Origin of the sequence: Rhodococcus sp. ACS1, assembly GCF_002300155.1 — a bacterium.
GTDB lineage: Bacteria > Actinomycetota > Actinomycetes > Mycobacteriales > Mycobacteriaceae > Rhodococcus_F > Rhodococcus_F koreensis.
In genome coordinates this window covers 834,243-850,510 of record NZ_NSDZ01000005.1, presented here as the reverse complement: position 1 = coordinate 850,510, position 16,268 = coordinate 834,243, and the positions used below count along the sequence as shown (strand labels likewise).

Annotated in this window: 19 protein-coding genes; 10 read left to right on the top strand and 9 right to left on the bottom strand. The window is 67.7% G+C overall.

All coding sequences use genetic code 11. The features are described from left to right. The first annotated feature begins 326 nt into the window (after positions 1 to 326). The 8 genes from CJ179_RS24685 to CJ179_RS24650 all read left to right on the top strand — a co-directional run bounded on the left by CJ179_RS24685 (position 327) and on the right by CJ179_RS24650 (position 7,330). Positions 327 to 1,262 (top strand): ABC transporter permease, encoded by a 936-nt coding sequence (locus CJ179_RS24685; RefSeq protein WP_072938939.1) that lies wholly within the window; start codon positions 327 to 329, stop codon positions 1,260 to 1,262. Then, complete coding sequence (locus tag CJ179_RS24680) at positions 1,259 to 2,203, top strand: ABC transporter permease (RefSeq protein ID WP_095863183.1); 945 nt, start codon at positions 1,259 to 1,261, stop codon at positions 2,201 to 2,203. Before CJ179_RS24685 ends, CJ179_RS24680 begins: the two co-directional genes overlap by 4 nt. A 1-nt stretch (position 2,204) precedes the next feature. After that, the gene (locus CJ179_RS24675) at positions 2,205 to 3,020 is read left to right on the top strand and encodes an ABC transporter ATP-binding protein (RefSeq protein WP_095863182.1); all 816 of its coding nucleotides are present in this window, start codon (positions 2,205 to 2,207) and stop codon (positions 3,018 to 3,020) included. Further along, on the top strand, positions 3,017 to 3,874 hold the full coding sequence (locus CJ179_RS24670) for an ATP-binding cassette domain-containing protein (RefSeq protein WP_095863181.1): 858 nt from the start codon (positions 3,017 to 3,019) through the stop codon (positions 3,872 to 3,874). Before CJ179_RS24675 ends, CJ179_RS24670 begins: the two co-directional genes overlap by 4 nt. Next, on the top strand, positions 3,874 to 4,830 hold the full coding sequence (locus CJ179_RS24665) for an aldo/keto reductase (RefSeq protein WP_095863180.1): 957 nt from the start codon (positions 3,874 to 3,876) through the stop codon (positions 4,828 to 4,830). Before CJ179_RS24670 ends, CJ179_RS24665 begins: the two co-directional genes overlap by 1 nt. Positions 4,831 to 4,844: 14 nt before the next feature. Continuing rightward, entirely contained in the window at positions 4,845 to 5,609 is a 765-nt protein-coding gene (locus CJ179_RS24660) for an HpcH/HpaI aldolase/citrate lyase family protein (RefSeq protein ID WP_095863179.1), read from the top strand. A gap of 98 nt (positions 5,610 to 5,707) precedes the next feature. Then, the gene (locus tag CJ179_RS24655; protein ID WP_095863178.1) at positions 5,708 to 6,283 is read left to right on the top strand and encodes a hemerythrin domain-containing protein; all 576 of its coding nucleotides are present in this window, start codon (positions 5,708 to 5,710) and stop codon (positions 6,281 to 6,283) included. A 96-nt stretch (positions 6,284 to 6,379) separates the two neighbouring features. After that, positions 6,380 to 7,330, top strand: coding sequence for a ScbA/BarX family gamma-butyrolactone biosynthesis protein (locus CJ179_RS24650; RefSeq protein ID WP_095863177.1), 951 nt, complete (start codon positions 6,380 to 6,382; stop codon positions 7,328 to 7,330). On the opposite strand, the gene CJ179_RS24645 is transcribed toward CJ179_RS24650, so the two are convergent. Next, positions 7,327 to 7,974 (bottom strand): ScbR family autoregulator-binding transcription factor, encoded by a 648-nt coding sequence (locus CJ179_RS24645; protein WP_095863606.1) that lies wholly within the window; start codon positions 7,972 to 7,974, stop codon positions 7,327 to 7,329. The two genes, CJ179_RS24650 and CJ179_RS24645, sit on opposite strands and share 4 nt — an antisense overlap. Before the next feature lie 35 nt (positions 7,975 to 8,009). On the opposite strand from CJ179_RS24645, the gene CJ179_RS24640 reads away from it, so the two are divergent. After that, on the top strand, positions 8,010 to 8,987 hold the full coding sequence (locus tag CJ179_RS24640; protein ID WP_095863176.1) for an NAD(P)-dependent oxidoreductase: 978 nt from the start codon (positions 8,010 to 8,012) through the stop codon (positions 8,985 to 8,987). A gap of 103 nt (positions 8,988 to 9,090) precedes the next feature. Further along, positions 9,091 to 9,885 carry a hypothetical protein gene (locus CJ179_RS24635; RefSeq protein ID WP_072938965.1) on the top strand — a complete coding sequence of 265 codons (795 nt, stop codon included), beginning with the start codon at positions 9,091 to 9,093 and terminating at the stop codon, positions 9,883 to 9,885. On the opposite strand, the gene CJ179_RS24630 is transcribed toward CJ179_RS24635, so the two are convergent. The 8 genes from CJ179_RS24630 to CJ179_RS24600 are packed head-to-tail and all read right to left on the bottom strand — an operon-like array spanning position 9,882 to position 16,238. Then, positions 9,882 to 10,136 carry a HypC/HybG/HupF family hydrogenase formation chaperone gene (locus CJ179_RS24630; protein WP_072938967.1) on the bottom strand — a complete coding sequence of 85 codons (255 nt, stop codon included), beginning with the start codon at positions 10,134 to 10,136 and terminating at the stop codon, positions 9,882 to 9,884. The genes CJ179_RS24635 and CJ179_RS24630 overlap by 4 nt on opposite strands. A gap of 3 nt (positions 10,137 to 10,139) precedes the next feature. Continuing rightward, positions 10,140 to 10,646, bottom strand: a complete 507-nt coding sequence (locus CJ179_RS24625) for a hydrogenase maturation protease (protein ID WP_095863175.1) — start codon at positions 10,644 to 10,646, stop codon at positions 10,140 to 10,142. 6 nt (positions 10,647 to 10,652) lie between these two features. After that, positions 10,653 to 10,772 (bottom strand): hypothetical protein, encoded by a 120-nt coding sequence (locus tag CJ179_RS54070; protein WP_371851542.1) that lies wholly within the window; start codon positions 10,770 to 10,772, stop codon positions 10,653 to 10,655. Beyond that, on the bottom strand, positions 10,769 to 12,193 hold the full coding sequence (locus CJ179_RS24620; RefSeq protein ID WP_095863174.1) for a hypothetical protein: 1,425 nt from the start codon (positions 12,191 to 12,193) through the stop codon (positions 10,769 to 10,771). The genes CJ179_RS54070 and CJ179_RS24620 overlap by 4 nt, the downstream gene beginning before the upstream one ends. Then, positions 12,190 to 12,837 carry a DUF6084 family protein gene (locus CJ179_RS24615; protein ID WP_095863173.1) on the bottom strand — a complete coding sequence of 216 codons (648 nt, stop codon included), beginning with the start codon at positions 12,835 to 12,837 and terminating at the stop codon, positions 12,190 to 12,192. The genes CJ179_RS24620 and CJ179_RS24615 overlap by 4 nt, the downstream gene beginning before the upstream one ends. Next, positions 12,834 to 13,478 carry a DUF5947 family protein gene (locus CJ179_RS24610; protein ID WP_072938979.1) on the bottom strand — a complete coding sequence of 215 codons (645 nt, stop codon included), beginning with the start codon at positions 13,476 to 13,478 and terminating at the stop codon, positions 12,834 to 12,836. The genes CJ179_RS24615 and CJ179_RS24610 overlap by 4 nt, the downstream gene beginning before the upstream one ends. Continuing rightward, positions 13,478 to 14,434, bottom strand: a complete 957-nt coding sequence (locus CJ179_RS24605) for a NifU family protein (RefSeq protein WP_072938981.1) — start codon at positions 14,432 to 14,434, stop codon at positions 13,478 to 13,480. The genes CJ179_RS24610 and CJ179_RS24605 overlap by 1 nt, the downstream gene beginning before the upstream one ends. A gap of 10 nt (positions 14,435 to 14,444) precedes the next feature. Next, positions 14,445 to 16,238 (bottom strand): nickel-dependent hydrogenase large subunit, encoded by a 1,794-nt coding sequence (locus CJ179_RS24600; protein ID WP_072938983.1) that lies wholly within the window; start codon positions 16,236 to 16,238, stop codon positions 14,445 to 14,447. Positions 16,239 to 16,268 lie beyond the last annotated feature (30 nt).

The window sequence follows — 16,268 nt, the reverse complement described above, 5'->3', positions numbered from 1 at the left end:
GTGATCGCCGGCACATCCAAACTCTACTCAGAGTTGCTTGAGATGCGCAAGATGGCGAGCGGGACTTGCGCACAACGCGCATTAGTGCGATTGTGAGCTGAGTTACAAACGAAGCTGCTGTACCCGACACGCCGCGGTGTCGACACCTCCATCGCCGGCGTTATCGAAAGGTCGACGATGACCCCTCACGCAGACCCCGAACGGCCGGTGACCTCATGACGCAGCACGCCGCCGACACGGCGCTTGCAGCCCAGCCCCCGGACTCGGCATCATCGGCTCCCCGCCGGACCCGGACCTCCCGCGCCCCGAGGGTGCTGACGGCGGCCATGCCCCGCTACGTCGTCAAACGCCTCGGACAGAGCGCGCTGGCCGTCTTCCTGACGCTGACCACCGTGTTCGTCCTCATCCGGATGGCGCCCGGCGATCCCGCCTACTCGATGGCCGGGCCGCTGGCCAGCACCGAGGACCTCGCCCGGATCAGGGCGGACATGGGCCTCGACCAGTCCGTGTTCACCCAGTACCTGCTGTATCTCCGCGGCCTTCTCCACCTCGATCTCGGCACCTCGTACTCGTTCCAGGCACCCGCCTTCGACGTCGTCCTCGCCCGGCTGCCATACACGATCACCCTGTCCGTCGCGGCGATCGTGCTCACCACGCTGGTGGCCATCCCGCTGGGCGTGTGGATGGCGCGCCGCGCCGACACGAGGCGCGAACTCGGCGCCAACGTCGTCACGATCGCCGGCCAGTCCATGCCCGACTTCTGGACCGGGCTGATGCTCATCACCGTGTTCGCTGTCCTGATCCCGATTTTTCCCGCGGCCGGATTCACGACCTGGTCCAGCCTGGTGTTGCCCACCGTGACCGTGGCCGTCCTGCAGATTGCCCTGATCTCCCGCATGGTCCGCCGCGAGATGGTCGGCGCGTTCTCCTCGCCGTACATGACAGTGGCCCGCTCGCGGGGTGTCCCGGAGCGGGAGCTCATCTGGCGGTACGCGCTGCGGAACTCCGCGATCCCCGTGCTGACCGCTCTCGGCACCCGGTTCGCATCCATGCTCAACGGTGTCGTCGTGGTCGAGGTCGTCTTCGCGTGGCCCGGCGTCGGATCGCTGGTCGTACGGGCACTCGAGACGAGGGACTACCCCCTCATCCAGGCCACCGTCCTGGTGACCGCAGTACTCGCCGTTCTCGTCCAGCTTCTCGTCGACCTCTGCTATCCGCTCCTCGACCCGCGCGTCCGACTCGGAAAGGGAACGAGTAAATGACCACCATCGTCGATCCCCCGGCGCACGCGCGCCCGTCCACGGTCACCCGCCGCGACATCGCCCGGGCCGGTGCCACCCGAGTCGCTCGCGACAGCCGGGTGAAGATCTGGATCGGCAGCATCTGCGCCCTGGCCGTCATTCTGCCGGTCGCCTGCGCACAATTACTGCCCCTGCCGTCTCCGGACGCCACCGACCTCACCCAGCGCCGGCTGCCACCGCTGACACCCGGGCACCTGTTCGGCACCGACCAACTCGGCCGCGACCTCCTCTCCCGCGTCCTCTACGGCGGGCAGGTATCGCTCACCGTCGGAATTCTCGCGGTGGTCGTGTCCGGACTGATCGGCCTGTGCCTCGGCGCACTCGCCGGCTACCTCGGCGGCTGGGCCGACACCGTTGTCAGCCGTCTCCTCGAAGCCCAGCTGTCGCTGCCGCTCCTCATGATGCTGCTACTCGTCGTCGCCCTGTTCGGCCCGTCGATCCCGGTCATCACGTTCGTCATCGCCATTGCCCAGTGGCCGGAGATCGCCCGGCTGACCCGCTCACTCGTCCTCGTCGAACGCGAGAAACCGTATATCGCGGCATCCCGCGTGCTCGGACTCGGACGCACCGCCATCCTGCTCCGCCACATCGTCCCCAACATCATCAAGCAGGCGTCCCTCGTCGTGCTGCTGCTGCTCGCGCAGGCCGTGCTCCTCGAGAGCGCGCTGAGCTACCTCGGTGCCGGACCGCAACGTCCATTCGCCACCTGGGGCCGGATCATCTCCGACGGGCAGGACTACATCACCACCTCGTGGTGGCTGGTGACACTCCCCGGCCTCGTCATCGTGCTGCTCGTCGTCGGTGTCAACCTGCTCGGCGACGGGCTCCGGGATCGGCCGAAGTCGCTGCGACTGCAACCGGGTGTACTACAGCGACTCCGGGCGTGGAAGGGAATTGCGTGACATGACGAATCTGCTGCGAGTCGACGAACTGCAGATCGAACTCATCACCGCCCGGGGCGTCATCCGCGCAGTGGACGGCGTGTCGTTCAGCATCGACGCCGGCGAAACGGTGACGATCATCGGCGAATCGGGGTCGGGAAAATCGACCACGGCGATGGGCCTCCTCGGTCTGCTGCCCGACGACCTCGCCGTCCTCTCCGGCGCGGTGCGGTTCAAGGACTGCGACATCCTCGGGAAGCCGAAGGCGCTCGCGAAGGTCCGGGGCCGGCACATCGCCCTGATCCCGCAGGACCCGATGACGGCGCTGAGCCCGGTGCACACCGTCGGATCCCAGCTGCGGGAGGCGGTGCGCCACAGCGGCATCACCGGAAGGTCGAAGGAAACCGCGCGGGCCGTGGAACTGCTCGAGCAGGTACGGATCCAGAATCCGGCGGGACAACTCGGGAAGTATCCGCACCAGTTGTCCGGTGGAATGCTGCAGCGTGTGCTGATCGCCTGCTCGCTCGCGTCGGGTCCCGAACTGATCGTCGCCGACGAACCCACCAGCGCCCTCGACGTGACCGTGCAGGCGAGCATCCTCGACCTGCTGCTCGAACTCCAGGAGCGCACCGGCGTCGGAATGCTCGTCATCACTCACGATCTCGGCGTCGCCCGCTTGATGTCGGACCGGATCTACGTCATGAAGGACGGCCGGTTCGTCGAGAACGGCGGAGCCGAGGATCTCGTTCTCCATCCTCGCAGCGCCTACACCAAGAAACTGCTCGACGCCGTGCCGCGGCTCGGCGACTTCACCACGACCGTAGGAGCGTCGACATGAATGCCCCTCTGCTGTCCGTCGAGGACCTCGTCGTCGAATACCCGGTCCCCGACGGTGTGTTCCGCGCCGTCGACACCGTCAGCTTCTCGGTGGACAAGGGCGCGACCCTCGCCGTCGTCGGTGAGTCGGGGTGCGGGAAATCGACTATCGCGAAATCGATCGTCCGGCTGCTCACCCCCACCTCCGGCCGGATCCTCGTCGACGGTGCCGACATCGCGCAGCTGTCGGAGAAGGCGCTGCGGCCCTTTCGGTCTCGCGTGCAGATGGTGTTCCAGGACCCGTACGGCTCACTGGACCCGCACCTGACGGCCGTCGACATCGTCGGCGAACCGCTCCGCCTGCAGGGCGTCCGGAGCAAGTCCGAGCGGGCGCGCAGAGCCGCGGAGCTGATCGACCGCGTCGGCCTGCCCGCCACGGCGCTTCATCGCCGCCCCGCCGAATTCTCGGGAGGTCAGCGGCAACGCATCGGCATTGCCCGGGCCCTGGCGAGCGGACCGGAACTCCTCGTGTGCGACGAGGCCACCAGCGCACTGGACGTGTCGGTGCAGGCTCAGGTGCTCGATCTGCTCCGCGAGATCCAGCACGACACCGGCCTGACCTACGTCTTCATCTCCCACAACCTCGGCGTCGTCCGCGAGATCAGCGACACCGTGATCGTCATGTCCCGCGGACAGGTGGTCGAAAGCGGTTCCACCACCGACGTTCTCGAACGTCCCGCCAAGCCGTACACCCAGGCCCTGCGCGCCGCCGCGCTCGACCCCACCACCATGGTCGGGATCAAACCCCGCCACCTCGTCTCGCGTTCACCCGGCGCGGCCGACGTTTCCCGCACCGCATCCCGAGGAGTAGCTTGATGCCCGAACTCGACCTGACCTCACTCGTTCTCGGCACGATGACGTTCGGCGACACCGTCGACTTCGACGGTGCCGCCGCGATGGTCGACGCCGCGCTCGACGCCGGCATCACCCACATCGACACCGCCAACGGCTACGCCGGCGGAGAGTCCGAACGCCTCCTCGCCCGACTGCTCGGCACGCGCCGCGACCGAATCACCCTCGCCACCAAGGCGGGAATGCCGCACCCCGACGCGGGCGACCACTCACCGCTGTCCCCCGCGGGCCTCCGGGCGAGCGTCGAGGCGAGCCTGAAGAGACTGGACACCGACTACGTCGATCTGTTCTATCTCCATCAGCCCGACCGGGCCACACCCCTCGCCGACACCCTCTCCACCGTCGCCGAACTCGTGTCGGAGGGCAAGATCCGCGCCCTCGGTGTCTCCAACTTCGCGGCCTGGCAGATCGCCGAACTGAACCACACCGCCGACGCCGTCGGCGCACCCCGCCCGATCGTCGCCCAGCAGCTCTACAACCTGCTGGCCCGGCGGATCGAGGAGGAGTACGTCGAATTCGCCGCAGTCACCGGACTGATCACGATGGTCTACAACCCGCTCGGCGGCGGTCTCCTCACCGGACGGCACTCGTACGACACGAAGCCGGCCGATGGCCGCTTCGGTGATTCGCGGTTGGCACAGATGTACAAGGAGCGGTACTGGAACACCGCGATCTTCGATGCGATCACCCAGTTGTCCGTGATCGCCGACAAGGCCGGGATCCCGCTCACCGAACTCGCTCTGCGCTGGCTGGTGTCCAAGCCGGCGGCGGGGCCGATCCTCCTCGGGGGATCCAAGGTCGCGCACCTGCAGTCGAACATCGCCGCTGTCGCGAAGGGCACACTCGACGACGAACTGATCGACGCGTGCGACGAAGTGGGCAGCGCCCTGCGCGGACCCATGCCCAACTACAACCGCTAGGAGAAATCGCCCTCATGAGCGCCCAGGAATTCGCCGCCCGACTCCGCGGCCGGGAACGGATCGTCGGCTATTGGTCCGTGATCGACAGCCCGGTGTCGACGGAGTGGCTCGCCCACGTCGGCTGGGACTACATCGCCCTCGACCTCCAGCACGGCCTGATCGGATACTCCGGCATGGTCGCGGGGCTCACCGCCATCGATGCCTCCGGTTCCACGGTCGGCATGATCCGGGTCGAGTCGAACGACCCAACACCGATCGGCCGGGCACTCGACGCCGGCGCGGCGGGAGTGATCGTTCCGCTGGTGAACACGGCAGAGGAAGCTGCCCGCGCCGTTGCTGCCGCAACCTACCCGCCCGCCGGCGTGCGCTCGTACGGGCCGATGCGCTCGCAACTGCGGATCGGCCCGACCCCGTCGGATGCCAACCGCGACACGGTCGTCGTCGTGATGATCGAAACCCCGCAGGGGCTGGCGAACGTGGAGGAGATCTGCGCCGTCCCCGGACTCGACGGCGTCTACGTGGGGCCGTCCGACCTGCGCCTCGCCGTGGGTGGCGCGCACCCGAACGATCCGAGCGTCGACGACGAGTTCGAGGCGGCCGTGACCCGGGTCCGGGAGGCCGCCGCAGCGGCGGGCATCGCGGCGGGCATCCACACCCCCGACGGGTCGGTAGCAGCCCGCCGACTCGCGGAGGGATACACGTTCGCGACCGTCGCGTCGGATCTCACCCATCTCAAGGCGGCCTCCGCCGCGCATCTCAAAGCCGCGACCGGGGACTGACAGGCGCTCCGCGCCCGTGCGCCTTTTTGGTTGTTCGCGCTACCAAAAAGGCGCACGGGCGGCGAAGCCGCCTGACTGATGCAAAGATGGATCGAATCATGCCCGACATCATCGAGTTGATTTTCGACGACCACGAGTGGTTCCGGCGGCAGTTCGCCGCACTGGACGAATTGAAGTCCCGGCGCCGGGTGGAGATCACGGCCGTGGAGGCGGTGTGGACGCCGTTGGCGAAACGCCTGGATCTGCACGCTGCAGCGGAAGAGGAAATCTTCTATCCCCAACTCCTTCGTGTCGGCGAGGACGCGGAGGCGGAAGCCGAGACCCTCGACGCGATCGGGGACCACAACGACATCCGCGACGGCGTCCGGGCGGCGGCGGGGAACCCCGTCCTCTCCGAGGAGTGGTGGGCGGCAGTCGGCCGGACGCGCCGGGCCAACGACGAACACATGGCCGAGGAGGAACGGAAGGGCCTGGCCGATTTCCGGACCGCACCGGATGATCTTCGCGAGTCGCTCGGGCGGCGGTTCGCCGAATACTTCCTCGTTCACCGCACCGTGTCGGAGGTGGACACCTCGGACAAGGACCCGAAGGAGTACGTCCGCGAGATCGAAGAGGACCTCGACGAGGACGACAACCCCGGATCGCTTCGAATCGGCAGCTTGAAGGGCCGGTAGCAACGCACTCCCCACATCACAGACCGCGCGGTCTGTGTTCTATAGTTCGGGCGGTCCGCGGCATCGGGCCGACCGGTTCTGTGGGGAGATGGGGTTGTGGCGCGAATTTCCCGTCCGGTACCCGATGCCCTTCCTCCGATGTCGTTCGAGCGGACCGTGCCCCGCAGGTACGTGCACCGCCAATCCGTGGCCGAGGTCTTCCTCACCGACTGCGTCTCGCTGCCTGCGCCGGATCGGTTCGTCGTCGCCGCGCAGTGGCCCCGCCTGCACGGCTTCTACCGCGCCCGAGACGGGCACTACGACACCATGCTGCTGGCGGAAACGCTCCGGCAGACCGCCATCTACCTGGGACACACCCGCTTCTCCGTCCCCCTGCCGAACCGGTTCGTCATGCAGCACCTCGAGGTGCATGCGGTACCCGGCGCGCTCGCGGTGGGTGCGGCGGCCGCGGATGTGGTCGTCGAGGTCACCGTGTCCCAGCACGTGTACCGCGGCGGGGCGCTGTCCGCGTTCCACGTCGACCTGCGGTTCCGGATCGCCGGACAGGATGCCGGCTCCGCGACGGGTCACGCGGTAGTTTTCCCTCCGGCCGCATACTCACGCGCCCGGTGGGGTGAGCGCGGCCCGCGGGCGATCGACGCGCCGTGGTGCCCGACTCCCGCCCCGGCTGCGCTGGTCGGTCACGTCGACGACGCGCACGTGGTCCTCGGCCCGCGACGCTCCGAGAACGAGTGGGAGTTGCGGATCGACCACACGCACCCCGTGCTGTTCGACCATCCGTGCGATCACATTCCCGGAATGCTGCTGCTCGAGGCGATGCGGCAGGCGGCCTGCGCCCGACTCGGCCTGCCGGACGCGCACCTCGCGTCCCTGGGCGCCACGTTCCACCGTTTCGCCGAACTCGACGAACGGACCACGATCCGGCTGGACGTAATGGACGACGGCGCGTTGTCCATCAGCGGGTCGATACGGCAGGGCGGTGTGGCGGTCGTGCGCGGAACCGGGGCGCTCGCACCTACCGCGGTGAGCGCATGTGCGGGCGGCTAGTCGGCGTCGTCCGGTACCCAGCGGGCCCGGCGGATACGGGCGATGTCCTGATGCCGGGTCGCGGGCATGATCCCGGGGAGCAGGAACCCCCACATGTCGTCGACGCGTTGCTCGAGGTCCGTGCGCTGCGTCAACACCTGGGAGACGGTCTGGACGCCGGTGAAGGCGCCGATGACGAACCGCGCCAGCCTCGGCGGGTCGATGTCCGCGCGGAGATCCCCCTGCTCGACGGCCCGAGTGGCGAGCATCTCGCAACTGTTGATCCAGTCGAGATAGGGATCCGCGGGGCCCTGGTCGTCGGCACTGAGTTCGAGGGTGATCCGGATACCGGCTCGCACAATCGGGTCGTTCACGATCTGCCGGGCCATTTCGTGGCACAGCATCACGATCTGCTCGATCGCCGACACCTGCTCACGGCCGATCGCCTCGACCGACGCGATGGAGATCCGGTGTTGCTCACCGATGATGAAACGCGCCAGATCCTCTTTCGAACGGAAATGGAAGTACAAGGCCCCCTTCGTGATTCCGGCGTTCTCGACGATGTTGCCGAGTCTGGCTCCTTCGAAACCCGACTTCTCGAACATCTCCGCCGCCCCGCGGACGATCTGCTGTCGAGTCGCCGCAGCACGCGCCTGCTGAACCACGTTCACACCTTTCCCTGCCGCACGAGAGAAGAACGATGACGATGAAAGCACGGAACACGCGCCCATTGCCCGGAGAGACGGTACCAGCGTCGACCGCGAGCGAGCGTGGTCGAACACCCTCCGCGCCGGTACGTGTCGCGGTCGTGGGAGCGACGGGCTTCATCGGGTCCGCCACCGTGCGGGCCCTCGTATCGGCCGGGATTGCGTGCACCGCGGTCGCGCGCAGACCGTCGGACCAGGACATTCCGGGCGTGCCGTCCGCGCAGGCGGATCTGACCGATCCGGTGAGCCTCCGCAGGGCGCTCACCGGCGCCGACGTCGTGATCCACACCGCCTCCTACACCGGCAGCGACGCGGCGCACTGCATCGCGGTGAACGTCGACGGCACCGAGAATCTCCTTGCCGCCGCGGCGCGGAACGGTATCCGCCGGGTGCTCTACGTCAGCAGCATCGGCGTGTACGGTGCCGGACCGCACAGCGGTATCGGTGAGTTCGACACCACGCCCGCACCCGTTTCGGCGCTGAGCGCGAGCAGGCTGACCGCCGAACACCGCGTCCTCGCATCGGGCGGCTGCGTCGTCCGGCCGGGATTCGTCCACGGGCCCGGCGACCGCTGGTTCGTCCCCGGATTCATCCGGATCCTCGAGACGCTGGGCGCCTGGGTGGACGAGGGGCGGTCCCGGATCTCGGTCGTCGCGGTGACCGACCTCGCCCGGATTCTCGCGACCCTCGCCGCGCAGGCCCCGGCACATTCCGGCGACGTCTTCCACGCCTGCCATCCCGACCCTGTCACCGCCCGCGAACTCGGCCGGGCACTCGCGGACTCCGGCCGCCTCCGACTGCCGGGCAGCTCACTCACCTTCGACGACGCCGTCACCGCCGGAACCCGGCACGGCCTCACCGAACGGCACCTCGATCTGATCGGCCGCGACCACTGGTACGACCCCACCCGCCTGCTGACCGCCACCGGCACGACCTTCGGCCACCGCCCTTTGGCCGGTCTCCCGGCGTGACGAGGTCCGGCAGGAAGTCGGTGGGCGGAACGTCGTTTGCGGTCCGCGGTCGGGGTGTATACCCGGATAGAGATCGATTTCCCCCACCTGACGGAGTGTCGAGATGGCCCTTCTCGCCGAAATCGTCGTGGACACCGAAGGCGACAGCCGGATAGTGGTCCTGTATCCCGTGATGTGGCTGTTCATCGCGGTTCTGGTGACGTTCGTGGTCACCCGGATCATCACCCGCCGTATTCGCTCGCAAACGGGAGCGGAGCCCACGGACGACGCCGCGGACTCGGGGGGCGGTCTGATCGGTGACATCACCGTCGGCGGGGTGCACCTGCACCACCAGGTTTTCGGGATCCTGTTCATGACGCTGGCGGGGCTAGCACTGATCGCGACCACCCCGGAGGGCACGGCGCTCAACGTCTTCGCCGCGCTGTTCGGGGTCGGTCTCGCACTGACTTTCGACGAGTTCGCTCTGTGGGTACACCTCGACGACGTGTACTGGAGCACGTCCGGACGAAAGTCGGTGGACGCGATCTTCTGCGCGCTCATGATCACCGGTCTGATGATCGGGGGCGCCGAACTCGTGAGCGGGCAGATCGGCACCGCCCAGTGGTGGACGTCGATCGGCTATCTGCTCATCTCACTCGGCATCTCGTTGATCTGCCTGCTCAAGGGCAAGTTCGTCACGGGGATCGTGGGGATCGTGTTCCAGCCCGTCGCGATCGTCGGCGCGATTCGCCTGGCCAAACCCGATTCCTGGTGGGCAGTGCGCCGCTACGGCACCCGACCGCGCCGGCTGGCACGCTCCCAGGCACGGTTCGGGGAGCGTTACCACGCCCGCTGGAATCGGGCGCGCGACTTCGTCGCCGGACCGCCGGACCCCCGCCACGCCGGAACGCAGAGCTAGTCTTCGTCCGCCGTCCGCGAGCGTCCCATCATCTCCAGCCCCGCCATCGCCTTTTCGGCGCCTGCCTCGTCCACCTTCTCCATCGCGAATCCCATGTGGATGACGATCCAGTCGCCCGGTTCCAGGCTGACGTCCTCGGGCAGCATGCCGACGTTCACCTTGCGCTGTTCGCCGACGACGTCGACGAGCGCGAGTTGGTTGCCGTAGCCCTCCAGCATGCGCACCACCCGGCCGGGAATTCCGAGACACACGATTCAGCCCTCCGTCTTCTCCGGTTGCAGCGTCGCTGCGTGGGCCGCCAGCAGTTGGTCCACGATTTCGAAGACCGTGTCGACGGCCGGTGCGACGGCGGCGGCGACGCGCGGTGACAGCCCGATTCCCTCGTCGGTGTTGTCCACCTGGCAGCCGAGGACCACGGCGCGCGGCAGGGTTCCGCCAAGCGCGCGGAGACTGGCGAACACCGCCCCCGGATCCATGCTGTGCGCGTCGAGCGGCGCCGCGGGCACCGAATCGGGTCCCACCTCGAACGCCCTCAATGCCCCCGGCTCACCTCGATCGGGAACGGCGTCGACCAGCAGGAGTGCACCCCACCCGTCGAGCAGTTCGTACGCCAGATGTGTTCCACGGATGCCGAAATCGACGGCCCGGACTCCCGGCGGCAGCGACCTCGTCGCGACACCACGCAGCACCTCGGGACCGAATCCGTCGTCGCCGAAGAAGATGTTGCCCACACCGGCAACCAGCACCCGCCTGTCCGTCACGTGGCCTCACATCTTGCGCATACGCAGGTACCGCTTGATGTCGGGAAGCGAGAAGACGGCGACCGCCACACCGGCGACCGCCAGCAACGCCAGCGCGGCGGTGGTGGCCTCTCCGAGAATCTTCATGACTGTTCTTCCTTTCCGGTGTCTGCCGATACGGGCTCCACCTCGTCCGGGGCGAAGTACAGATACCTGCCGTACCACTCGTGCAACTCGGAGGCGGGATCGTCCATCAGCACGACGCCGACGTGGGTGCCACCGTCGACGTCGGCGTGCACGGTCACCACCCGAGCGAGCTGTCCCGCGAAGAACAGGTCCTGGGCGTCGGCGCGGCGCGACGGATGGATCCGCACGACGGTGCCCTTCGCCACCCGGACGCCGTTGACGATCACACCGTCGATGTCGGGGCGCACGGCGGTGTCGGCGTCCGGATCCCACCACGGCACGTCGTCGGTCAGTTCCGGGACGAGACCCATGTCGGGGAGGCCGCGCTCGGCGTTACCTTGCTCCGGGATGTCGGGGCTCGGGAAATGCGGGTTTCGCAGGACGCCGTGCATCTGGGCGAGCGTCGCCGGCGACATCTGCTCGCAGCGGTCGATGATCTGGGCGGCGAGCGGGTCGGTGGCGCGCGCCTGACGCTTCTCCTCCTCGGTGAGCGTCATGACCCGCAGGGTGAGGATCTCATCGATCTCGGTGGCGTCGAACAGGGCGCCGTCGCTCTGCTCGGCCACCTCCGGGTGGTCGTACAGGATGATCGGCGACACCAGGACGAGGTCCGTCTCCCCCGGCAGCCCGGCCAGCACGGGGTAGCAGCGTTCCTGATGGCAGGTCGACGCGAGCGGCGCGGCGTCGTCGGGCGGCTCGAGCAGCGAGACGAACTCGGCGTCCTCCGCAGCCAACATCAGGTGCGCCCCGATCAGCGAGTGCCTGATGGCCGAATCCTTCGACCACGTGCCGATCGCGTCGATCTTCACGTTCTCGATCGACACCCGCAGTAGGTCCAGTCCGTCGTGCCGGTCGCTGCCGACGCGGACGACGGCGCGCAGCGGCCACCTGGTCCGCACCACGCGCCCGGCGAGGGTGCCGTCGTCCTCGCGCAACTCCTCGACGTCCACTCCCCCCTCGACGTCCACGTCGAGCCGGCAGTCCTCGAGCTCCTCGGCCGGGAACACCGCGCCCAGGTCGATCTCGCGTTCCACCGCCTCGTCCCACGACAGCCAGCTGCGGCCGGCGACGGTGAGTTCCCCGACCGGCTCGAACCCGGACCCCGCGGCCTTCTCCACCTCACGCACCTGCAGTTGCAGGAACCGGACGGTCACCGACACTCCGGACCGCTGACCCGGACGGGGGCGCATCAGCGTCTGACAGGACAGGCGCGGTTCCTCGCCGACTCCCGATTCCGCCGCACCCGGCGGTCCGAGGACGCCGAACTGCCACCGGGATTGGTTCTTCGACGAACTCGCACGATACGGATACAGCAGGTAGCCCTCGTAGAGGACCGCGTCGGCCACGGCCCGTACTCGCTGCAGGGACGCCGGGGAGATCATGCGATCACCTCCCCGGCTCCCTGCAGCAGGTTTGCGATGGCGACATCCAGTCCGAGCAGTCCGTGCGCCGCCTTGTATTTCGCCAGTGCCGCCAGCGTGTCGTGGTCGAGGCGCACCCAGCCCGTATTCGGGTAGTGCGCCTGGACGAGTTCGCGCCACACCGCCACCGGCAAGTCGTACGTCGATTCGCGGTCCCACGGGATCCGTTCCACGCCGAACCCGGCGACCCCGCGCGTGAAGACCGTTCCGCTGAACAGGAACACCAGCGGCACCGTCGACCCGGCCTCATCCAGGGCGTGCAGGTACTTCGAGGCTGTCACCTCGAAGTCGTACGTGCACGGCAGCGGCAACTCCACCACACTGGACCCGGTGAACCCCTGGGCCACGGTGCTGGTCTGCATCCACTGGAAGGGTTTGAGCGTGGCCGTCCACCGCTCGCGGGGCCCGAACAGATCGAGGAGGCCCTCCGCCTCGCCGTCCGTGTACCGGCGGCGTTGCGGGTCGATGCGGACCTGGCAGCGGACGGCCATCGCATGCACGACAGCATCGCTGGACTCCGTCACCTCCACCCGCGCAGTCAGATTCGGCGCAACCGCGAACGGTTCCGGAAACACGTCCGCCACACGGAACGTCAACTCGGTCACGTCGGCTCCTTCGCGACGCGACTGCGCGCCCGCACGTCGTCGAAGAACGTGTCGATGACCCGCCGTGCGTCCTGGCCGCCGTCGAATCCCCGCCACACCTGCCGCAACTGCCCCACCAACTGGTAGCAGGCGTCGATGGGTACGAGGTAGCACTCGGGGTCGCCCTCGCCGTGTTCGGGGACCCGCAGCAACAGGGCTTCCGTGTCGGCGGACAGCCGGCCGAGCGCGGGGTTCACCGCGAGCACACCGTCCCAGGCGTCGAGGGGCAGTTCCGATTCGGTCGCGCCCGCCGGACCGGGATAGAACGCGACGGTCTTGGCCAGCAGCGAATTCCGGAACACGAACGCGAGCCCGACGGGGATCTCCAGTTCGTCCCAGCGACCGGGGGCGAGTTCGAAGTTCGGAAACGACAGGTAGCGTTCCGGCACGGCCCGGAAGCGCAGTTCGGCGTTTTCGTCGGTGAACAGCAGGTAGCACCCGCGGCACACGCACATCAGTTGCCGGTCCTGCACGTTCACGACGTGCTGGTGGGCGTCGGCGATCGGCACGGCGCACATGTCGCACCGTTCCCCGACCACCGGTTTGGGCCGCTCGGACGCGATGCGCTGCAGGATGCGCAGCCCGTTCCCCGACGGGCTCATCACGCCACCTCCGCGGCGGGCACGGCCACGGAGACGACGCCGTCGCGCACGAGGACCGGGAGCGGCGAGAGCGTTTCGGCGTCCGCGTCGCCGTCCAGGCGCAGGCCCGCGCGACGCGGGTCGAAATGCGCCCGGCACGACGGGCAGCGCAGCACCGCGTCCCCCACCTGCCCTCCCGCCTTCCGTTGCAGCGTGGCCCCGGCCAGCGAGTGGGTGCAGGCGGCGCACCGGTCGCGGTAGGCGAACAACTGCTCCCCGATCCGGCACACCAGGATCGGCAGCCCGGCGACGGAGAACCCGGCCACCTCCCCGGGTGTCAGTTCCTCGAGTTCGGGCACCGACACCCACGTCCCGGTGCCGCTCGACCCGTCCAATCCGTTCGGATGAACATGGGAGAACAGCGATTCCGCGGCGATCAGCCCGGAACCGGCGGCCGGGGTGGCGCCCACCACCTCGATGTCCACGGTCTCCGGCGCGGCCGCCAGCACGGCGTCCTTGACGGCGAGTTCCAACGTCACCGCAGACGACGGGCAGCTCTGACAACTGCCGGTCAGCCGCAACCGCACCACACCGTCCACCACGCCGAGCAATTCCACGTCACCGCCGTGGGAGCCCAGGTAGGGGCGCACGCTGTCGAGTGCGGAGGCAACCCTCGTCTCGACATCGTGCGGATGGAGTCCGTTCACGAGGAGCAGGCTGGCCACGAGTTCGTCGGCGGCGAGACGTTCTACGAGGTCGTCGTCGCGGTCACCGATGATGTCGAGGACACGCTGCAACCCGGCGCCGTAGAGTTCGACCACCTCCCGGACCAATTGCTCGGCGCGCTCGCGGGCCACCGAGCCACCTGTCGAACTCGCGTCCAACAGGCTGTCGATCCGTTCGCCGGCTGTCCGCCACCGATCGGGGTCGTCTGCTACTTCGTCACTCCCCCACGTCTCCGATCCGCCACTCTCCATGCGTACCCCGTCACTCGCCGGTCACGGACTGGGTGGGCGAATGCAGCTTCTCCAGCGTCTTTCCCTCACCGAGATACATGTGCACACCGCACGGCAGGCAGGGGTCGAAACTGCGGACGGTCCGCATGATGTCGATGCCCTTGAAGTGCTCCCGGTCGTTCTCCTCGAAGATCGGCTGGCCCTGCACCGCGTCCTCGTACGGCCCCGGTGTACCGAAGCTGTCGCGGGGGTTGGCGTTCCACGGCGTCGGCGGATACGGGTGATAGTTCGCGATCTTGCCGTCGCGAATCACCATGTGGTGCGACAGGACTCCGCGCACCGCCTCCGTGAAGCCGCAGCCGATCCCCTCGTCGGGGACGTCGAACTTCTCCCAGGTCTTCGTGTGCCCGGCCCGGATCTCGGCGAGCGCCTGCTCCGCGAAGTGCAGCGCGCACGCCGCCGCGTAGGCCTGGAAGTAGGTCCGCGCCCGGTCCCGCTCGATCGTGTTGCTGCCGTACTGCGGGATCTTCCATTCGAACTCGACCGGGCCCTTCAGCGCGGTCTTCGGCAGGTTGATCTTCACGCTGTGACCGGTCGACTGCACGTACCCGATGTCGACGAGGCCCGCGAGGGCGGTACTCCAGAGCCGGGCCAGTGGTCCGCCGCCGGTGTCCAGCGCGAGGTGGTCGGTGCCGTCGAACCACCGCGGCGACATCACCCAGCTGTACTTGTCCTCCATGTCGCGTTTCTGCGGGTGCGGGTTGGTGTGCTGGTTCCACGGATGCCTGCGGTCGACCTGGTTCCCGAGCGGATCGTTCCTCACGAACATCTCCTGGTCGGTCCAGTCGTCGTAATACGAACTGCCCAAAAGGATTCGGATACCGAGGTTGATGTCGACGAGCGACGTCGTGACCAGTTTTCCGTCCACCACGACGCCGGGCGTCACGAACATCGCCCGACCCCACTTCTCCATGTCCTTGTAGGAGAAGTTGCACACCGCGGGATCCTGGAACGACCCCCAGCAGCCGAGGAGGGTCCGGCGCAGGCCGACCTTCTCGTAGCCGGGCATCGCCTCGTAGAAGAAGTCGAACAGGTCGTCGTGCATGGGGACGACCTTCTTCATGAACTCCACGTAGCGCATCAGACGCGTCGTGTAGTCGGTCATCAGCTGAATCGTTGCGACCGTTCCCACACCACCCGGGTACAGGGTGGACGGGTGCACGTGCCGACCCTCCATGAGACAGAACATCTCTCGGGTCCACCGGCTGACCTGCAACGCCTCCCGGTAGAACTCACCGGTGAACGGGTTCAGCGACCGCATGATGTCGGCGATGGTCTTGTAGCCGTGCTCCCCGGCGTGCGGCGCCTCGGTCTTCTCGGCCTGCGCCAGCACCCCCGGATTCGTCTCGGAGACCATCTTCTCGCAGAAGTCCACACCGACGAGGTTCTCCTGAAAGATGTTGTGATCGAACATGTATTCCGCGGCCTCGCCGAGGTTGACGATCCACTCGCCGATGTTCGGAGGCTTCACACCGTAGGCCATGTTCTGGGTGTAGCACGAACACGTCGCGTGGTTGTCACCGCAGATGCCGCAGATCCGGCTCGTGATGAAGTGGGCGTCGCGGGGGTCCTTACCCTTCATGAAAATCGAATAGCCGCGGAAGATCGACGAAGTGCTGTGGCACTCTACGACTTCCTTCTGCTTGAAGTCGATCTTCGTATAGATGCCCAGGCTACCCACGATGCGCGTGATCGGATCCCACGCCATCTCGACCAGGCCGTCGGATTCCGACTTGTGCGAAGGTTCCGGAATGATCGTTGTCATCGACGTACCTCTCAGTGTTCGAGGCCGGCG

What these genes read in the sequence shown, in the direction of transcription:
- CJ179_RS24675 (WP_095863182.1), top strand. Translation starts at nt 2,205, where the DNA reads ATGACGAATCTGCTGCGAGTCGACGAACTGCAGATCGAACTCATCACC.
- CJ179_RS24685 (WP_072938939.1), top strand. Translation starts at nt 327, where the DNA reads ATGCCCCGCTACGTCGTCAAACGCCTCGGACAGAGCGCGCTGGCCGTC.
- CJ179_RS24670 (WP_095863181.1), top strand. Translation starts at nt 3,017, where the DNA reads ATGAATGCCCCTCTGCTGTCCGTCGAGGACCTCGTCGTCGAATACCCG.
- CJ179_RS24660 (WP_095863179.1), top strand. Translation starts at nt 4,845, where the DNA reads ATGAGCGCCCAGGAATTCGCCGCCCGACTCCGCGGCCGGGAACGGATC.
- CJ179_RS24640 (WP_095863176.1), top strand. Translation starts at nt 8,010, where the DNA reads ATGACGATGAAAGCACGGAACACGCGCCCATTGCCCGGAGAGACGGTA.
- CJ179_RS24620 (WP_095863174.1), bottom strand. Translation starts at nt 12,193, where the DNA reads ATGATCTCCCCGGCGTCCCTGCAGCGAGTACGGGCCGTGGCCGACGCG.
- CJ179_RS24635 (WP_072938965.1), top strand. Translation starts at nt 9,091, where the DNA reads ATGGCCCTTCTCGCCGAAATCGTCGTGGACACCGAAGGCGACAGCCGG.
- CJ179_RS24605 (WP_072938981.1), bottom strand. Translation starts at nt 14,434, where the DNA reads ATGGAGAGTGGCGGATCGGAGACGTGGGGGAGTGACGAAGTAGCAGAC.
- CJ179_RS24680 (WP_095863183.1), top strand. Translation starts at nt 1,259, where the DNA reads ATGACCACCATCGTCGATCCCCCGGCGCACGCGCGCCCGTCCACGGTC.
- CJ179_RS24610 (WP_072938979.1), bottom strand. Translation starts at nt 13,478, where the DNA reads ATGAGCCCGTCGGGGAACGGGCTGCGCATCCTGCAGCGCATCGCGTCC.
- CJ179_RS24665 (WP_095863180.1), top strand. Translation starts at nt 3,874, where the DNA reads ATGCCCGAACTCGACCTGACCTCACTCGTTCTCGGCACGATGACGTTC.
- CJ179_RS24600 (WP_072938983.1), bottom strand. Translation starts at nt 16,238, where the DNA reads ATGACAACGATCATTCCGGAACCTTCGCACAAGTCGGAATCCGACGGC.
- CJ179_RS54070 (WP_371851542.1), bottom strand. Translation starts at nt 10,772, where the DNA reads ATGAAGATTCTCGGAGAGGCCACCACCGCCGCGCTGGCGTTGCTGGCG.
- CJ179_RS24655 (WP_095863178.1), top strand. Translation starts at nt 5,708, where the DNA reads ATGCCCGACATCATCGAGTTGATTTTCGACGACCACGAGTGGTTCCGG.